This window comes from Staphylococcus sp. HMSC34G04 (genome assembly GCF_001838765.1).
GTDB classification, from domain to species: domain Bacteria; phylum Bacillota; class Bacilli; order Staphylococcales; family Staphylococcaceae; genus Staphylococcus; species Staphylococcus epidermidis.
Genome location: NZ_KV838698.1, coordinates 21370 through 39907 on the forward strand (window position 1 = coordinate 21370; position 18538 = coordinate 39907).

Annotated in this window: 18 protein-coding genes and 1 pseudogene; 17 read left to right on the forward strand and 2 right to left on the reverse strand. The window is 32.1% G+C overall.

Translation table 11 applies throughout. The annotated features are described in order from the left end of the window. Positions 1-4 precede the first annotated feature (4 nt). From HMPREF3241_RS01910 to HMPREF3241_RS01920, 3 genes are read left to right on the forward strand one after another with little or no spacing between them, the layout of a single operon-like run. On the forward strand, positions 5-1030 hold the full coding sequence (locus HMPREF3241_RS01910; protein ID WP_070853405.1) for a methionine ABC transporter ATP-binding protein: 1026 nt from the start codon (positions 5-7) through the stop codon (positions 1028-1030). Continuing rightward, positions 1023-1718 carry a methionine ABC transporter permease gene (locus HMPREF3241_RS01915; protein ID WP_002497143.1) on the forward strand — a complete coding sequence of 232 codons (696 nt, stop codon included), beginning with the start codon at positions 1023-1025 and terminating at the stop codon, positions 1716-1718. Before HMPREF3241_RS01910 ends, HMPREF3241_RS01915 begins: the two co-directional genes overlap by 8 nt. 20 nt (positions 1719-1738) lie before the next feature. Next, complete coding sequence (locus HMPREF3241_RS01920) at positions 1739-2551, forward strand: MetQ/NlpA family ABC transporter substrate-binding protein (RefSeq protein ID WP_070853406.1); 813 nt, start codon at positions 1739-1741, stop codon at positions 2549-2551. A gap of 269 nt (positions 2552-2820) precedes the next feature. Here HMPREF3241_RS01920 and HMPREF3241_RS01925 read toward each other — a convergent pair whose 3' ends face one another. Further along, the gene (locus HMPREF3241_RS01925) at positions 2821-2979 is read right to left on the reverse strand and encodes a hypothetical protein (protein WP_070853407.1); all 159 of its coding nucleotides are present in this window, start codon (positions 2977-2979) and stop codon (positions 2821-2823) included. A gap of 174 nt (positions 2980-3153) precedes the next feature. On the opposite strand from HMPREF3241_RS01925, the gene HMPREF3241_RS01930 reads away from it, so the two are divergent. After that, a complete protein-coding gene (locus HMPREF3241_RS01930; protein WP_001831967.1) occupies positions 3154-3345 on the forward strand; it encodes a CsbD family protein in 192 nt (63 codons plus the stop codon). Between the two features lie 64 nt (positions 3346-3409). Here HMPREF3241_RS01930 and HMPREF3241_RS01935 read toward each other — a convergent pair whose 3' ends face one another. Further along, positions 3410-4270, reverse strand: coding sequence for a polyprenyl-phosphate transporter PopT (locus HMPREF3241_RS01935; RefSeq protein WP_038813088.1), 861 nt, complete (start codon positions 4268-4270; stop codon positions 3410-3412). A gap of 321 nt (positions 4271-4591) precedes the next feature. On the opposite strand from HMPREF3241_RS01935, the gene sufC reads away from it, so the two are divergent. The 13 genes and pseudogenes from sufC (at position 4592) to HMPREF3241_RS02000 (ending at position 18472) form a co-directional block, all read left to right on the forward strand. After that, entirely contained in the window at positions 4592-5353 is a 762-nt protein-coding gene (sufC, locus tag HMPREF3241_RS01940) for a Fe-S cluster assembly ATPase SufC (RefSeq protein ID WP_002446016.1), read from the forward strand. Between the two features lie 94 nt (positions 5354-5447). Next, a complete protein-coding gene (gene sufD / locus HMPREF3241_RS01945) occupies positions 5448-6755 on the forward strand; it encodes a Fe-S cluster assembly protein SufD (RefSeq protein WP_002446017.1) in 1308 nt (435 codons plus the stop codon). A gap of 67 nt (positions 6756-6822) precedes the next feature. Continuing rightward, positions 6823-8064 (forward strand): cysteine desulfurase, encoded by a 1242-nt coding sequence (locus HMPREF3241_RS01950; protein WP_070853408.1) that lies wholly within the window; start codon positions 6823-6825, stop codon positions 8062-8064. Then, on the forward strand, positions 8054-8518 hold the full coding sequence (gene sufU / locus HMPREF3241_RS01955) for a Fe-S cluster assembly sulfur transfer protein SufU (protein ID WP_001831954.1): 465 nt from the start codon (positions 8054-8056) through the stop codon (positions 8516-8518). Before HMPREF3241_RS01950 ends, sufU begins: the two co-directional genes overlap by 11 nt. A gap of 205 nt (positions 8519-8723) precedes the next feature. Further along, positions 8724-10121, forward strand: coding sequence for a Fe-S cluster assembly protein SufB (gene sufB / locus HMPREF3241_RS01960; RefSeq protein ID WP_002446019.1), 1398 nt, complete (start codon positions 8724-8726; stop codon positions 10119-10121). Positions 10122-10670: 549 nt separating this feature from the next. After that, on the forward strand, positions 10671-10793 hold the full coding sequence (locus tag HMPREF3241_RS13090; protein ID WP_002495807.1) for a hypothetical protein: 123 nt from the start codon (positions 10671-10673) through the stop codon (positions 10791-10793). A gap of 872 nt (positions 10794-11665) precedes the next feature. Next, positions 11666-12691, forward strand: a complete 1026-nt coding sequence (locus HMPREF3241_RS01970; RefSeq protein ID WP_002475035.1) for a hemolysin family protein — start codon at positions 11666-11668, stop codon at positions 12689-12691. A gap of 265 nt (positions 12692-12956) precedes the next feature. After that, positions 12957-13440, forward strand: a pseudogene (gene tnpA, locus HMPREF3241_RS01975) (IS200/IS605-like element ISSep3 family transposase). 360 nt (positions 13441-13800) lie between these two features. Then, a complete protein-coding gene (locus HMPREF3241_RS01980; protein WP_002446022.1) occupies positions 13801-14649 on the forward strand; it encodes a DUF72 domain-containing protein in 849 nt (282 codons plus the stop codon). Positions 14650-14661: 12 nt separating this feature from the next. Beyond that, entirely contained in the window at positions 14662-15489 is an 828-nt protein-coding gene (locus HMPREF3241_RS01985) for a sulfite exporter TauE/SafE family protein (RefSeq protein WP_002446023.1), read from the forward strand. Positions 15490-15574: 85 nt separating this feature from the next. Further along, on the forward strand, positions 15575-16894 hold the full coding sequence (locus tag HMPREF3241_RS01990) for a bifunctional metallophosphatase/5'-nucleotidase (protein WP_070853409.1): 1320 nt from the start codon (positions 15575-15577) through the stop codon (positions 16892-16894). 88 nt (positions 16895-16982) lie between these two features. After that, positions 16983-17897, forward strand: coding sequence for a lipoyl synthase (gene lipA, locus HMPREF3241_RS01995; protein ID WP_070853410.1), 915 nt, complete (start codon positions 16983-16985; stop codon positions 17895-17897). A gap of 185 nt (positions 17898-18082) precedes the next feature. Next, positions 18083-18472: a YutD family protein gene (locus HMPREF3241_RS02000; protein ID WP_002446025.1), complete on the forward strand. Its 390-nt coding sequence runs from the start codon at positions 18083-18085 to the stop codon at positions 18470-18472. Positions 18473-18538: the final 66 nt, after the last annotated feature.

Genomic DNA, 18538 nt, shown 5'->3' on the forward strand with positions numbered 1-18538 from the left:
TAACGTGATTAAGCTAAACCAAATTGTTAAACGCTATCATACCAAGGACAAAGATGTTCTTGCTGTTGATCACGTTGATTTAAACATTGAATCCGGCTCTATTTTTGGTGTGATTGGTTTCTCAGGAGCTGGTAAAAGTACGCTCATAAGAATGTTTAACAACTTAGAATCTCCAACGTCAGGTGAAATCATTATAGATGGAGACAATATAAGTCAATTATCTAAATCACAGTTACGAAAAAAACGACAAAAGGTGAGTATGATTTTTCAACATTTTAACTTGCTATGGTCAAGAAATGTATTGAAAAATGTAACATTTCCATTAGAAATTGCTGGCGTTCCAAGTGGTCGAGCTAAACAAAAAGCATTGGAACTTATTGAACTTGTCGGTCTAAAAGGTCGAGAAAGTGCGTATCCGTCTGAATTATCAGGCGGACAAAAACAAAGAGTGGGTATTGCGAGAGCATTAGCTAATAATCCAGATGTATTGTTATGTGATGAGGCGACAAGTGCATTAGATCCACAAACTACAGATGAAATTCTAGATTTATTATTGAAGGTAAGGGAACAACAAAATCTAACTATTGTACTTATAACACATGAAATGCATGTTATACGAAGAATTTGTGATGAAGTTGCTGTAATGGAAAACGGTAAAGTTATTGAACAAGGAGCGGTAAGTAAAGTATTTGAGAATCCACAACATGAAGTAACGAAACGTTTTGTGAAAGATGATTTAAACGATGATTTTGAAGATTCTTTAGAGTATTTGGAGCCATTAGATCATGATGCATATATTGTGAGGTTAAACTTTACTGGTGATAATACGACTGAGCCTATCATATCTTATATGACGAAGACACATAACATAGATGTGAATATTCTTGAAGCGGATATTAAGAATACTAAAAACGGTTCGCTTGGATTTTTAGTTATTCACATACCACATATAAGTGAGGAACATTTCAAGCAATTTAAACATAATCTTCACGAACAACACGTTAATGTGGAGGTGCTAAGACATGGGTAAATCTTACGGTGAAATATTTCATGAAATGGTGACAATGCCGAATGTTCAGTGGCCAGAGGTTTGGCAAGCAATTTTAGAAACTCTATATATGACTGTTGTTTCGACACTTTTTGCATTTGTCTTTGGACTTATATTAGGGGTATTACTCTTTTTATCTGCGAAAAGTAACTCATTGGCTGCTAAGATTTTCTACACGATTGTGTCATTCATTGTTAATTTATTTAGAGCAATTCCATTTATCATATTAATTTTACTGTTAATTCCATTTACAAGTGTACTTCTCGGAACAATCAGTGGGCCAACTGGTGCATTACCAGCACTTATTATTGGTGCAGCGCCATTCTACGCTAGATTGGTCGAGATTGCTTTTAAAGAAATTGATAAAGGAGTTATAGAAGCTGCTTGGTCGATGGGAGCGAATACTTCGATAGTTGTGAGAAAAGTACTACTTCCTGAAGCAATGCCTGCATTAGTCTCAGGTATTACCGTTACTGCAATTGCTTTGGTAGGTTCTACAGCTATTGCAGGTGTTATTGGTGCAGGTGGTTTAGGTAATTTAGCATATTTAACAGGATTTACTCGAAATCAAAATGATGTCATTTTAGTTTCAACAGTATTTATTTTAATTATTGTATTTATAATCCAGTTCCTAGGGGATTGGCTTACAAATAAAATCGATAAACGCTAAAGAAAAGGGGATTATATTCTATGAAAAAATTATTCGGAATTATTTTAGTATTGGCTTTAACGATTGCCTTAGCTGCATGTGGTGGAGGTAAAGATAAGAAAAAAACTATCACAGTAGGTGCATCTCCAGCACCACACGCTGAAATTTTAGAAAAAGCAAAACCATTATTGAAGAAAAAAGGTTATGATTTAAAAATCAAACCAATTAACGATTACACAACGCCTAATAAATTATTAGACAAAGGTGAAATCCATGCGAACTTCTTCCAACATACACCATATTTAAATACTGAAAGTAAAGAAAAAGGGTATAAAATTGAATCGGCTGGGAATGTTGAATTAGAACCTATGGCTGTATACTCAAAAAAATATAAAAGCTTAAAAGATCTACCTAAAGGTGCAACAGTATATGTATCAAATAACCCAGCTGAACAAGGTCGTTTCTTAAAATTCTTTGTAGATGAAGGTCTTATTAAACTTAAAAAAGGCGTTAAAATTGAAAATGCTAAATTTGATGACATAACTGAAAACAAAAAAGATATTAAATTTAACAACAAACAATCAGCAGAATATTTACCAAAAATCTATCAAAATCAAGACGCTGACGCAGTAATCATTAATTCTAACTATGCGATTGACCAAAAATTAAGTCCTAAAAAAGATTCGATTGCTTTAGAATCTCCTAAAGATAACCCATATGCAAATTTAATTGCAGTTAAAAAAGGTCATAAAAATGATGAAAATATCAAAGTATTAATGGAAGTGCTACAATCTAAAGAAATTCAAGATTATATTAAAGATAAGTATGATGGAGCTGTCGTACCTGCTAAGTAAATAGCAAACAATTAATAATATTTAATCGTTTGTCACATGATTATACAAAAACACGTAGATGATTTAATATAAAATCATTTACGTGTTTTTTGCTATTGAACCTTTAATTTTTAACTCACTTTTGTTAGACATTTTAACTTCCATAAACATTTTTCTGTGATTATAGTTATCTAACAATGACTATTTTTCACTAGCCATATTTTTAGAATAGGAAGCTTTGTAAGAGGTAAAGCCAATGGTCTTTATACGCACAACATATCTATAATTATTTAAATATTATCACGGTATGAAATACCAACACTTACACCGCTATATCCCATTTGGTAATCAAATTTGATAATTTCAATTTGTGGATGTGATTTTAAAAATTGATTTACTTTTTTATCTAACCCTTTTTCAGTAATCGCTTTAATAGTAATAAATTTCATAAAATATACCAACCCAACTTATAATTATTTTATATTCAATATATTATAATCTACTGTAAATTTATAGTTTCTTTCGTAAAATCATCTGTATGTGAAAAAAATTCATAAAAGATGTTTAGCTCATAAATAAGAGGGTAACAATATTAATAAGTTAAGCATAAGGAGGAATTTTAAATGGCTGAAGATAAATTTGAACAAGCTAAAGGTAATATTAAAGAAACAGTAGGTAATGCTACTGATAATAAAGAATTAGAAAAAGATGGTAAAGGTGACAAAGCTTCTGGTAAAGCAAAAGAAGCTGTAGAAAACGTTAAAGAAAAAGCAAATGACGTTATTGATAAATTTAAAGGTAATAAAGGTGACTAATAATAGTCCTTATAATTTAGCCCTCATGTACTCTAAGGTATATGAGGGCTTGTTTGTGTATATATCAAAATGATGCTTCATTTTTTGCTGTAATTTTACCAAGAACATAGCTTACTAAGAAGCCAGTGACCAATAGGAAAAATGATATGATCCATTGGATTAAGTCTTTCGGGAATCCAGGGAAAACTGCATACAACGATCCAATCACAAAGCCTATTATCAAAGCAAAGGTCATTGTAGGGTGTTGATGTAGACAATATTGAATTAATCGACTTGAAATCATAAATCCAGTGACAATACCGAAACCTACTATTAATATGATAGGTAATGCATTTAAATTAAAATGAAGTAGTTCAGAGATGGCATACATTAGCGTCCCATATACTCCGAAGACAAGTAACATAAATGATCCAGAAATGCCCGGTAATAACATAGCACTTGAAGCGAAAACACCTGCGATAAAATATTTAATGATAAGACTGAAAGATAAAGTAAGTGTTTCACCTGTATGCTTGTCCCCATGATTAAGCAATGCGAAAACGACTATAATAGCAATACCTAATAATAGAATAGAATAATGTATTATACTGAAATTTTTTTTGAAATTAGAGACGGTTAATAAATAAGGGATGATACCGAGAATCAAACCTGTAAAAAATAACATAGTAGGAATATGATGTTGACTAAGCAAATAATTAAATAATTGACTTAATAGTCCTATAGCTATTAGCATTCCTATTAAAATAGGTAGTAAAAATTTTAAGCTAGGCCAAAATCGTCTTGAAAACAAACCACTAATTGAGCTAATAAAGTCTTCATAAATTCCAAGTAATAAAGCGATAGTCCCTCCACTTACACCTGGGACGAGATCACTTGTGCCCATACCAAAACCTTTAAATATATTTATCCATTTGAATTTTTTCATAAAAAACTCCTTTCAAGAAAATTTTAAAGGTTAAAGTGCATAATATCACATTATTTGAACTTCTTGGGATATTTTTCTTTTTGTCTAAAGATTGGCTATTGAGAAAGTGAGCTTGCCATTATCATTTAAAAAATTTCAGAATGATTACATAAAAATAATTATTGTTAAATAATAAATCTAAATAAGTGTTTTAAAAAGTTTATATTAGCGACTAAGTACGTTATAATGAAGTGGATTGAAATTCAATGAGTCTTTTTGACTATAGATTAAAATTATTATAAACTAGTTAAGAAAACTTTATATTTTACGGAGGGAATATAAATGTCATCAACATTAGAGATTAAGGACCTACATGTGTCTATCGAGGATAAAGAAATTTTAAAAGGTGTTAACTTAACAATTAATACTGGTGAAATACACGCAATTATGGGACCTAATGGTACTGGTAAATCAACATTATCGTCAGCAATTATGGGACATCCAAGTTATGAAGTTACACAAGGTGAAGTATTATTAGATGGCGTTAATATTTTAGAGTTAGACGTAGATGAGAGAGCTAAAGCAGGTTTATTTTTAGCTATGCAATACCCATCAGAAATTACAGGGGTAACAAACGCAGATTTTATGCGCTCAGCAATCAATGCGAAACGTGAAGAGGGACAAGAAATTAATTTAATGCAGTTCATCAAGAAATTGGATAAACAAATGGACTTTTTAGATATCGATAAAGATATGGCTCAACGTTATTTAAATGAAGGTTTCTCTGGTGGAGAGAAAAAACGAAATGAGATTTTACAATTAATGATGTTAGAACCGAAATTCGCTATTTTAGATGAAATTGACTCTGGTTTGGATATCGATGCTTTAAAAGTGGTTTCTAAAGGTATTAATCAAATGCGTGGTGAAGAGTTTGGTGCATTAATGATTACGCACTATCAACGACTTTTAAATTATATTACACCAGATCAAGTACATGTGATGTATGGTGGTAAAGTTGTGAAATCTGGAGGCCCAGAATTAGCTAAACGTCTTGAAGAAGAAGGCTATGAATGGGTTAAAGAAGAATTTGGTGCTGCTGAATAGTCATATTCCAAAATTAGCATTGAGATGTTCACATAAAATGATGAAACTGAACATTCGAAGTAAAATTTATTTCATCAAGTAGGAGGAAAAAGTGATGACAACTAAAACTTTGAACATTTCTGAAGAACAACTTGTTGATTATTCTAAAGCGCACAATGAACCTTCTTGGATGACAGAGTTACGTAAAAAAGCGTTGAAATTAACAGAAACTTTAGAAATGCCAAAACCTGATAAAACGAAATTAAGAAAATGGGATTTTGATACGTTTAAACAACACCATACAACAGGAGATTCATACCATCAATTAACTGATTTACCAAAGTCTGTTAAAGAAATCATTGATGTTGAAAACTCAGAAAATTTAATCATTCAACATAATAATGATTTGGCATATACACAGGTATCAGATCAAGCTAAAAATGATGGTGTGATTATTGAAGGTCTATCTGAAGCACTAGTCAATCATAGTGATTTAGTTCAAAAGTACTTTATGACTAAAGCAGTAAATGTTGATGAACATCGTTTAACAGCATTACATACTGCATTAGTGAACGGTGGTATTTTTGTTTATGTACCTAAAAATACTGTTGTAGAACATCCGATACAGTATGTTGTTTTACATGATGATGAACAAGCGAGTTTTTACAATCACGTCATCATTGTTACAGAAGAAAGTGCGGAAGTTACCTATGTAGAGAACTATCTTTCTACTACTAGTGGTGAAGATAACCAACTTAATATTGTGTCAGAGGTTATCGCTGGCGCAAACTCTAACGTCACATATGGTTCAGTTGATTATTTAGATAAAGGATTTACAGGTCATATCATTCGTCGTGGTTCTGCAGATGCAGATGCTTCTATCAATTGGGCACTAGGATTAATGAATGAAGGTAGCCAAATTATAGATAATACTACAAATCTAAACGGTGATCGTTCAACAAGTGCATTGAAATCAGTTGTTGTTGGTACAGGTGATCAAAAAATAAATTTAACTTCCAAAATTGTTCAATATGGTAAAGAAACAGACGGGTATATATTGAAACATGGTGTTATGAAAGAAAATGCATCTTCTGTATTTAATGGAATTGGCTACATTAAACATGGTGGTACAAAATCTATTGCGAACCAAGAGTCACGTGTTTTGATGTTATCTGAAAATGCACGTGGTGATGCTAACCCTATTCTTTTAATAGACGAAGATGATGTTGAAGCAGGACATGCAGCTTCAGTTGGTCGTGTAGATCCTGAGCAATTATACTATTTAATGAGCCGTGGTATTTCAAGAGCTGAAGCAGAGCGTTTAGTTATACATGGTTTCTTAGACCCAGTAGTACGTGAATTACCGATTGACGATGTAAAGCGTCAACTAAGAGAAGTAATTGAGCGTAAAGTTTCAAAATAAAGTCAAAGATTAATTCAATTGATACCTCTTAAAGGGGAAACTCATATATAGAAAGGTCGTGACTATAATGGCCGAACATTCTCTTGATGTTAAGGCAGTCATTAAAGACTTTCCGATACTTGAGCAAAAGGTAAATAATAAACGTTTAGCATACCTTGATTCAACTGCGACTAGTCAAACACCTGTACAAGTTTTAAATGTACTAGATGATTATTACAAGCGTTATAATTCTAATGTTCATCGTGGTGTACACACATTGGGGTCATTAGCTACGGATGGCTATGAAAATGCGAGAGAAACAGTAAGACGTTTTATCAATGCGAAGTACTTTGAAGAAATTATTTTCACTCGAGGAACAACTGCATCAATAAATATCGTAGCACATAGTTATGGTGATGCTCATATTAGTGAGGGTGACGAAATTGTTGTAACAGAAATGGAACATCATGCTAATATTGTTCCATGGCAACAATTAGCTAAACGTAAAAATGCAACACTAAAATTTATTCCTATGACAAAAGATGGTGAATTGCAATTAGATGATATAAAAGCAACCATCAATGATAAAACTAAAATTGTTGCTATCGCTCACGTTTCCAACGTTTTAGGAACAATTAATGATGTTAAAACTATCGCTAAAATTGCACACGAACATGGTGCAGTTATAAGTGTGGATGGTGCGCAATCAGCTCCACACATGGCTTTAGATATGCAAGATATTGATGCTGATTTTTATAGTTTTAGTGGACATAAAATGTTAGGTCCTACTGGCATTGGAGTCTTATATGGAAAAAGAGAATTATTACAAAATATGGAACCCGTTGAATTTGGTGGAGATATGATAGACTTCGTAAGTAAATATGACGCCACGTGGGCTGACCTACCAACTAAATTTGAGGCTGGTACACCACTTATTGCTCAAGCAATAGGTCTAGCAGAAGCTATACGTTATATTGAGAATTTAGGTTTTAATGCGATTCATCAACATGAAAAAAAATTGACAGAATATGCATATGAACAAATGTTAAGTATAGATGGTCTTGAAATTTACGGTCCACCAAAAGATAGACGTGCAGGGGTCATTACTTTTAATTTAGAAGATATACATCCACATGATGTAGCTACAGCCGTTGATACAGAAGGTGTTGCAGTTCGTGCAGGCCATCATTGTGCGCAACCTTTGATGAAATGGTTGGGTGTCTCTTCAACAGCACGTGCAAGTTTTTACGTTTATAATACGAAAGAAGATGTAGATCAATTAGTTCAAGCATTGAAACAAACGAAGGAGTTTTTCTCTTATGAATTTTAATAATTTGGATCAATTATATCGATCTGTAATTATGGATCATTACAAAAACCCTAGAAACAAAGGTGTCTTAGACAATGGCTCAATGACTGTTGATATGAATAATCCTACATGTGGTGATCGCATACGTTTGACATTTGATATTGAAGACGGAATCATTAATGATGCTAAGTTTGAAGGTGAAGGATGTTCAATTTCAATGTCTAGTGCATCTATGATGACTGAAGCAGTTAAAGGTCATTCACTTGGTGAAGCAATGCAAATGAGCCAAGAATTTACTAAAATGATGCTCGGTGAAGACTACGAGATTACTGAAGAAATGGGAGATATTGAGGCACTTCAAGGTGTCTCACAATTCCCAGCTCGAATTAAATGTGCAACGCTTGCATGGAAAGCATTAGAAAAAGGGACAGTCGAAAAAGAAGGTAAATCAGAAGGTACAACTGAAGAAGATTAAAACCAATACATTATAATACCTTTTGATGATGTAAATATATTGTTATACTGAATCAACATCCTCATATGTTTAATTCAGTGATTGTATTACATCATAAAAGTTTAAATTATAATGATAGAGCATAACAAAATAGAGTAAACATAAATATAAATGAATTTTTTATACGCATGCCGTTTATTAATTATAAAATCAAGGAGTGATTAAAATGGCAAAACAAGCACCTGATGTTGGGGATTATAAATACGGATTCCATGACGAAGATATTTCCATTTTTAGATCAGAGCGTGGTTTAACGGAAAATATAGTAACAGAAATCTCTAAAATGAAAGAAGAGCCACAATGGATGTTAGATTTCCGTTTGAAAGCATTGAAATTATTCTATAAAATGCCAATGCCACAATGGGGTGGAGATTTATCTGAATTAGATTTTGATGATATTACGTATTATGTTAAACCTTCTGAACATACTGAACGTTCATGGGATGAAGTGCCTGAAGAAATCAAACGTACTTTTGATAAATTAGGTATTCCAGAAGCTGAGCAGAAATACTTAGCTGGAGTTTCTGCTCAATATGAATCAGAAGTTGTTTATCATAATATGGAGAAAGAATTGGAAGAAAAGGGTATTATTTTCAAAGATACTGATAGTGCATTACGTGAAAATGAAGAGTTATTCAGAGAATATTTTGCGTCTGTAGTACCTGCTGCAGATAATAAATTTGCTGCATTAAATTCAGCAGTATGGTCTGGTGGTTCATTCATTTATGTTCCTAAGAATGTTAAATTAGATACACCACTACAAGCATATTTCCGTATTAACTCTGAGAATATGGGACAATTCGAACGTACATTAATTATTGCTGATGAAGGTGCATCAGTAAACTATGTAGAAGGTTGTACTGCACCTGTATACTCCACAAGTTCACTACATTCGGCAGTTGTTGAAATTATTGTACACAAAGATGCACATGTAAGATATACTACTATCCAAAACTGGGCCAACAACGTATATAATTTAGTAACTAAACGTACCTTTGTACATGAGAACGGTAATATGGAATGGGTAGATGGAAACTTAGGTTCTAAGTTGACGATGAAATATCCAAACTGTGTACTTTTAGGTGAGGGTGCTAAAGGTAGCACGCTATCCATTGCATTTGCTGGTAAAGGCCAAGTTCAAGATGCCGGTGCTAAAATGATTCATAAAGCACCTAATACATCTTCAACTATTGTTTCTAAATCTATCTCCAAAAATGGTGGTAAAGTCATTTATCGTGGTATCGTTCATTTTGGACGTAAAGCTAAGGGTGCACGTTCAAACATCGAATGTGATACATTAATTTTAGATAATGAATCAACTTCAGATACTATCCCTTATAATGAAGTGTTCAATGACAATATTTCATTAGAACATGAAGCTAAAGTTTCTAAAGTATCAGAAGAGCAATTATTCTATCTTATGAGTCGTGGTATTTCTGAAGAAGAAGCGACAGAAATGATTGTTATGGGATTCATTGAGCCGTTCACTAAAGAATTACCAATGGAATACGCAGTAGAAATGAACCGTTTAATTAAGTTTGAAATGGAAGGCTCAATTGGTTAATATTAAATCAACTATAATATGATTAACAACCAACGAATCATTTGTGATTCGCTGGTTGTTTTATTTTTATGTCAAACTCAGTTGGTGACATTGAAAAAATTAAATAGAAGTTAATACCTTATCCACTTATTTCATATTAGTTAATTTAGAAAAGTGAACATAATTCTTTTTACGAGTTCCATAATTTATTTAAGCTTTTTAAACAATATAATTATGATATTTCTTTTAATTTTATGATAAATAGTTGAAAGAAAATGTTTTTACTGATTCGTAAAAACTCTAAAAGAATAATTTTCTTTTCTAATAATACTTTATACTTGCACGAGTAGTTAATTTATGATTGTTGTAGCTCATATTGGCTCTAATATCTATTTTTATTGGTTAATAACATCTTATATAAGAGTATCGGTCATGAGTCTATTTTATGAAATTTTTTTAGTATCTCATTTAATATTTCAATTCATTAAATAAAATGGATTCTACTGTAAAAACATTGAAGATATTACAGAAACACTAGCTATTGCAAATAATGAAGTTAATGGTAAAGATTTGAATAAGCATATCAAAATTACTTTGGGTGACTTCAAAGATTTTCAAGCTAAACATGATTTGGATGATGCAAACTTATTGGATATGATTGCACCTGTAGCTACTATGGCTTCAAAAAAGTGAAAGGTATACCGGGTGATTGCTCACTAATAGCAGAAAACTCGGTTTTATAAAGCAGTTATAAACTGCTTATTCGAAAAATAAACAATTCGTTCAGTTGAAAAAAGAATTAGATGGATATAGCGATGCTTTATAGGGTGGTGGTAAAGCTACTACATTCCTGATAACTAAAAAAGATATTAAGATGAGTAATAAAATTATCAATACAATGAAAAAGTTAGAAAAGATTATAGATAACCCACATGAAAAATTGACGCCTGACCAATACGAGAGTATGTCAGTAAATATTCAATTATCCAGGATCAAGTCGTACATATCAATAGTTGTCTTGATAATGTTATTTCTAGCAAATATATTTATAAGAGTGCTAGAAATTAAAAGTAAAGAATTTCAAGGAATAGAAACTATTATCATAATTGTTATGCTAGTCTCTATTGCTTACTTTATCATCGATTTCATTTTATGGATTAAAAGGAAAAATTTTCTTTAAGAACTATTAAACCACTTTTTATCATTGTGTTATTTAACATTTTAATGATAATTACGACATGAATTTCATTTTACTATATATTTAGCTGATTTTTACTTCTTAAATTTTTACAAAGTATTTAAAGTGGAAGTTTTTAGAAGTCTGAACTCTTTACTTTAATAAATGAAATGAATTATCATAGCTAATCGTTTAATTTTTAACAAAAGGAATAGTTAAGTTACTGATATACTTTATGAGAGTAAGCCACGATAAACTATAAAAATGTTTTACATTAGTTCTTTCATATTCGTGCGTTGTGGTAATCCAATATAAATGATAAGTTTGATAACTCATTTCTCGGGAAATAATGTATTAATACGGACTAAATCTTAAGGAGAAATGCATCATGATTATTGCAATTATACTATTAATATTTGTTTCATTTTTCTTTTCAGGTAGTGAGACAGCATTAACAGCCGCGAATCGCACTAAGTTTCAAACTGAAGCTAAAAAGGGTGATCGTAAGGCGCAAGGTTTAACAAAGTTATTAGATAAACCAAGTGAGTTTATCACTGCTATATTAATCGGTAACAATGTAGCGAATATTATTTTACCTACACTCGTGACAATCTTAGCGATTGATATTGGAGTGAACGTGGGAATAGCATCAGCAATTGTAACAATTGTTATTATACTTATTTCTGAAGTGATTCCTAAATCAATTGCTGCAACATTTCCTGATAAAATTTCAAAACTTGTGTATCCTATCATTCATATATGTGTCATTGTACTCAAGCCCATTACAATTTTATTAAACAAGATGACAGATGGTATTAATCATTTACTATCTCGAGGCCAACCTGTTGAAAAAAGATTTTCTAAAGAAGAAATTCGCACATTATTAAATATTGCGGGTAGAGAAGGTGCATTTAATGAGATAGAAAATACTCGACTTCAAAACGTTATGGACTTTGAACAATTGAAAGTTAAGGATGTTGATACTACGCCCCGTATTAATGTTGTAGCTTTTTCAAAGGATGTAACATATGACGAAGCTTATGATACAGTGATGAATAATCCATATACTAGATATCCAGTATATGATGAAGATATAGATGATATTATCGGTGTATTCCACTCAAAATATTTATTAGCTTGGAGTAAACATAAAGAGGACGCAATTACAAATTATGCATCAAGCCCTTTATTTGTAAATGAACATAATAGGGCAGAATGGGTATTGCGTAAAATGACCGTTTCACGAAAACATCTAGCGATTGTATTAGATGAATATGGCGGTACGGATGCTATTGTATCGCACGAAGATTTAATAGAAGAGCTACTTGGTATGGATATTGAGGATGAAATGGATCGTGAAGAAGAAAATAAATTAAAACATCAAAAATTTCCGCAAAGCATGATGCATCGTTAATTTTGTTGTAAAAATGATAGTGGCTATGAATGTCAAACAAGTTGCGGGGCAATTAAGATGTTGTATAATTTAGCTGTGATATAAATTGTAAAGGTAGAAAACCTGGGACATGATACAATGTTCCAGGTGTTTTTGTATAAAGAAAACCATGCGCTATGCGTATGGTTCAGAAAAGGTTTTACCGTTATCTAAAAAAACATCTCATCATGCTAGAATATATATTGGTCAGCCAACCAAAATATTCAACACGAGGAGATGCTTTTTAATGTCATCTGACACAAATAGTTTAGCACATACAAAATGGAATTGTAAGTATCACATAGTCTTTGCACCAAAATATAGAAGACAAGTGATATATGGAAAAATCAAAAGAGATATTGGAGTTATTTTACGTCAACTATGTGAAAGAAAAGGCGTAGAAATTATAGAAGCAGAAGCATGTAAAGATCATATTTCATATGTTAGTTAGTATTCCACCTAAATTAGGAGTATCATCATTTGTTGGATATTTAAAAGGTAAAAGTAGTTTAATGATTTTTGATAGACATGCTAATTTAAAATATAGATATGGAAATAGAAAGTTTTGGTGTAAAGGATTTTATGTAGATACAGTAGGTAGAAATAAAAAGGTAATTGAAAATTACATTCGTAATCAATTACAAGAAGATATCGTTGCAGATCAAATTTCAATGGAAGAATACCTAGATCCCTTTACAGGAGAAGAAATTAAAAAAAGACGAAAAAAATAGTACCCCTTTAGGGGTGCTGGGAAAGTAGTGCAGTTGGCTGACCTATCAGTGCCCTTTTAGGGCTGGCCAGTAAGAAAGGCTTATAGCCGTAGAACAAACCACCCGTTCATACAGGTGGTTTTGATTTCTATTTTAGTAGGCAATAATAGAATGAAAAACTCGATAAATATAATTTTTATTAACCTTAGTTTTTATTGCTAAGGTTATACAAGATATTTGAAAGTGGTTGTATCTTCCTCTTACCATAAGAGATGTTTTTGTTTAACTTTCAGATATGTGTATATTAAAGAATATGTAAATTTAATTTAACTCAAGTGAATCAATGAATTGTAATGTGGTATCATGTTGTTGGTGATAAATATGATAGAAATAGGTCTTACTGGTTGGGGTGACCATGATACATTATATGAGGATTTAGAGCGTAAAACAGATAAGTTAAAAACTTATGCTAGTCATTTCCCGATAGTAGAATTGGATGCTTCGTATTATGCGATACAACCAGAACGAAATATAATTAAATGGATAAATGAAACGCCGAATAGATTTCAATTCGTCGTTAAAATTCATCAAGCATTAACATTACATGCTGACTATAGAGATTATGCAGAGTCGAGAGATGTATTATTTAAACAGTTTAAAGAAATGATCAATCCGTTAAAAGAGCATAATAAATTGGCGATGGTGCTTGTACAATTCCCACCTTGGTTTGATTGTAACGTTCAAAATATAAATTACATCTTATATGTGAGAAAACAATTAAGTGATATTCCGATGAGCATTGAATTTAGACATCAATCATGGTTTGACAATCAATATAAAGAACAAACTTTATCCTTCTTAACACAACATCAAATCATTCATGCAGTGGTAGATGAACCTCAAATTAAAGAGGGGAGCATTCCTCTAGTAAATAGGATTACTAGTGATATTGCTTTTGTACGTTATCATGGACGTAATCATTATGGTTGGACTAAAAAAGATATGACTGATCAAGAATGGCGAGATGTAAGATATTTATATGATTATAGCGAGGAAGAGTTAGCTGACTTGGCTCGTAAAGTCGAAATACTTAATCAAAAGGCTAAGAAAGTATACGTTATTTTTAATAATAATTCTGGCGGTCATGCAGCTAATAATGCTAAAAAGTATCAAAATATTTTAGACATTGATTATGAAGGTTTAGCACCACAACAATTAAAACTATTTTAAGAGGCGAATGTCATGTTATTAACAATTATTCTATTAATATTAATAGGGGGATTTTCAGCGATTTTAGGATCTATCGTTGGTATTGGTGGTGGAATCATCATCGTCCCCACACTTGTTTATTTAGGCGTAAACCATCATCTTCTACATGGTATTACGACGCAAATTGCAATAGGTACTTCTTCAGTTATTCTGATTGTTACTGGACTATCTTCCTCATTAGGATATTTAAAAACCAAACAAGTAGATATAAAAAACGGCTCGATATTTCTATTTGGGCTACTACCTGGATCTTTGGTTGGTTCTTTTTTAAGTAGATACCTTACACTTGATTCATTTAACTTATACTTTGGCGTGTTTATGATATTTGTGTCGATATTACTGATGATTCGTCACAAAATAAAACCTTTTAAAATTTTTGACAAACCTAAGTATGCGCGTACATATGTTGATGCTGAAGGGAAAACATACCGTTATAGTGTCCCTCCTCTGTTTGCTTTTATAACAACGTTATTTATTGGGATATTAACAGGGCTGTTTGGCATAGGTGGAGGTGCATTGATGACCCCTCTTATGCTCATCGTCTTTAGATTTCCACCACATGTTGCAGTAGGCACAAGTATGATGATGATTTTCTTTTCAAGTGTGATGAGTTCGATAGGGCATATCCTTCAAGGACATGTGGCTTGGGGATATTCCATCATTCTCATTATTTCAAGTGTGATAGGTGCACAAATAGGTGTAAGGGTCAATCGATCTATGAAATCCGACACAGTTGTGATGTTATTGAGAACAGTAATGCTTATCATGGGGGTATATTTAATCATTAAATCTTTTATTTAAAAGTGAAGTAGTTATGCTTTGAGACTTTGTTCTTTAATGCTAAAGTACAATTAAGTATATAAATTTTAAAGAGGGAGATCATGTTATGGAATTAACAATATATCACACGAATGATATTCATAGTCATTTAAATGAATATGCTCGTATTCAAGCTTATATGGCAAAACATAGACCGCAACTTGAACATCCCTCACTCTATATAGATATAGGTGACCATGTTGATTTATCAGCACCTGTGACAGAAGCTACGGTAGGACATAAAAATATAGAACTTTTAAATGAAGCACATTGTGATATTGCAACCATTGGAAATAATGAAGGAATGACAATTTCTCATGATGCTTTACAAAATCTATATAACGATGCGAATTTTAAAGTGATTTGCACGAATGTCATAGATGAAAAGGGACAACTTCCTCATCATATTGCCTCTTCGTATATCAAAGAAATAAAAGGAACACGCATTTTATTTGTTGCAGCAACGGCACCGTTCACACCTTTTTATCGAGCACTGGATTGGATTGTTACGGATCCACTAGCGGCAATCAAAGATGAAATCAATGCACATCAAGGTGAATATGATCTTTTGATGGTTATGAGCCATGTCGGTATCTTTTTTGATGAAAAGTTATGCCAAGAGATTCCGGAAATAGATGTTATCTTTGGTAGTCATACACACCATCATTTTGAACATGGAGAAATAAACAATGGTGTTTTGATGGCAGCTGCAGGAAAATATGGCTATTATTTAGGTGAAGTTAATATCACGATTGAAAATGGAAAAATCGTTGATAAAATCGCCAAAATTCATCCTATTGAAACACTTCCTTTAGTCGAGACACATTTTGAAGAAGAAGGAAGAGCACTTCTAAGTAAACCAGTAGTTAATCATCATGTGAACTTAGTCAAAAGAACAGATGTTATTACAAGAACATCGTATTTACTGGCTGAAAGTGTATATGAGTTTTCAAGGGCTGATTGTGCAATCGTAAATGCTGGACTTATAGTTAATGGCATTGAAGCTGATAAAGTGACGGAATATGATATACATCGCATGTTACCCCATCCAATCAATATTGTAAGGATTCGATTAACTGGTAAACAATTAAAGCAAGTGATTCAAAAAAGCCAAAAGCAAGAATATATGCACGAACATGCACAAGGTCTTGGTTTTAGAGGGGATATCTTTGGAGGATATATTTTATATAATCTTGGTTTTATTGAGTCAGAAGACCGTTATTTTATAGGCGATGAAGAGATTCAAAATGATAAACAATATACGTTAGGTACTGTTGATATGTATACATTTGGAAGATACTTCCCACTGTTAAAGGGATTATCTACAGATTATATTATGCCTGAATTTTTACGTGATATTTTTAAAGAGAAATTACTAAAATTATAAGAGAAACGTATATTGAATTTTAATTTAATGTTAATACCGATATGTTATAATAAACGAAGATATATTAAACAGGAGGGTATGCGTTGTTATGGCGACTAGAAATGAAGAAATTTTACGTAAACCGGATTGGTTAAAGATTAAGCTTAACACAAACGATAATTATACTGGTCTTAAGAAAATGATGCGTGACAAGAATTTACACACAGTGTGTGAAGAAGCTAAATGTCCGAATATTCACGAATGTTGGGGTGCGCGTCGTACAGCTACATTTATGATTTTAGGGGCAGTATGTACAAGAGCATGTCGATTCTGCGCAGTAAAAACGGGTTTGCCTAATGAATTAGATTTAAATGAACCAGAACGAGTTGCAGAATCAGTAGAATTAATGAATTTAAAACATGTTGTAATTACTGCTGTTGCACGTGATGATTTAAGAGATCAAGGTTCAAATGTGTATGCAGAAACAGTACGCAAAGTAAGAGAAAGAAATCCATTTACAACAATAGAAATTTTACCATCTGACATGGGTGGCGATTATGAAGCCCTTGAAACATTAATGGCTTCTAGACCAGACATTCTTAATCACAACATTGAAACGGTTCGTCGCTTAACACCAAGAGTTAGAGCTCGAGCAACTTACGATAGAACTTTACAATTTTTACGTCGTTCTAAAGAATTACAACCTGATATTCCAACAAAATCTAGTTTGATGGTTGGTCTAGGTGAAACGATGGAAGAAATTTATGAAACGATGGATGATTTACGCGCTAATGATGTTGATATCTTAACTATAGGTCAATATTTACAACCGTCTCGAAAACATTTGAAAGTTGAGAAATATTATACGCCATTAGAATTTGGTAAAATGAGAAAGATTGCAATGGAAAAAGGATTTAAACATTGTCAAGCAGGACCTTTAGTAAGAAGTTCGTATCATGCTGATGAACAAGTGAATGAAGCGGCTAAAGAGAAACAACGCCAAGGTGAAGAACAACTCAATTAAGTAATAATTTTTTAAACTATTAAAAATAGAGGCATAAGTGCCTCGCTTATCGAGTATCTATAATTTATGTGATACATAAAATTTCATTATATTTTTAATAAATGTGTGTATTGAAGATATCGGTAAGTGATTTATGGTATTTTTGATGCTTATTGCCTCTATTTCATTTTTTGTAAGGTGAAAATATGATTAAAGTCGACCAACAATATTTTGAATTGATAGAAGAATATAGAGAATGTTTTGATGAGGAAATATTTTCTGCTAGGTATTCGGATATATTAGATAAATATGATTATGTCGTAGGTGATTATGGTTACGATCAATTACGCTTAAAAGGATTTTATAAAGATAGTAATAAAAAGGCAGAAATAAGTAAACGGTTTTCAAGTATACAAGATTATATATTAGAATATTGTAATTTTGGTTGTCCTTATTTTGTTGTCAGACGTTTGTCACCAAATGAATTTATTGAAGAAATGGATGATAAAGAAGATATCATTGATAAATTACATGATGTTAAGATTCAACCTACTATTCAAGACACAGAAAAACATACCCGAGCTATAGATCAATAAAAGTCCACTAAGTTGAGAGGGCACTGAACCCTTTAAACGGGAACTTAATAAAAACACCATGTTCTA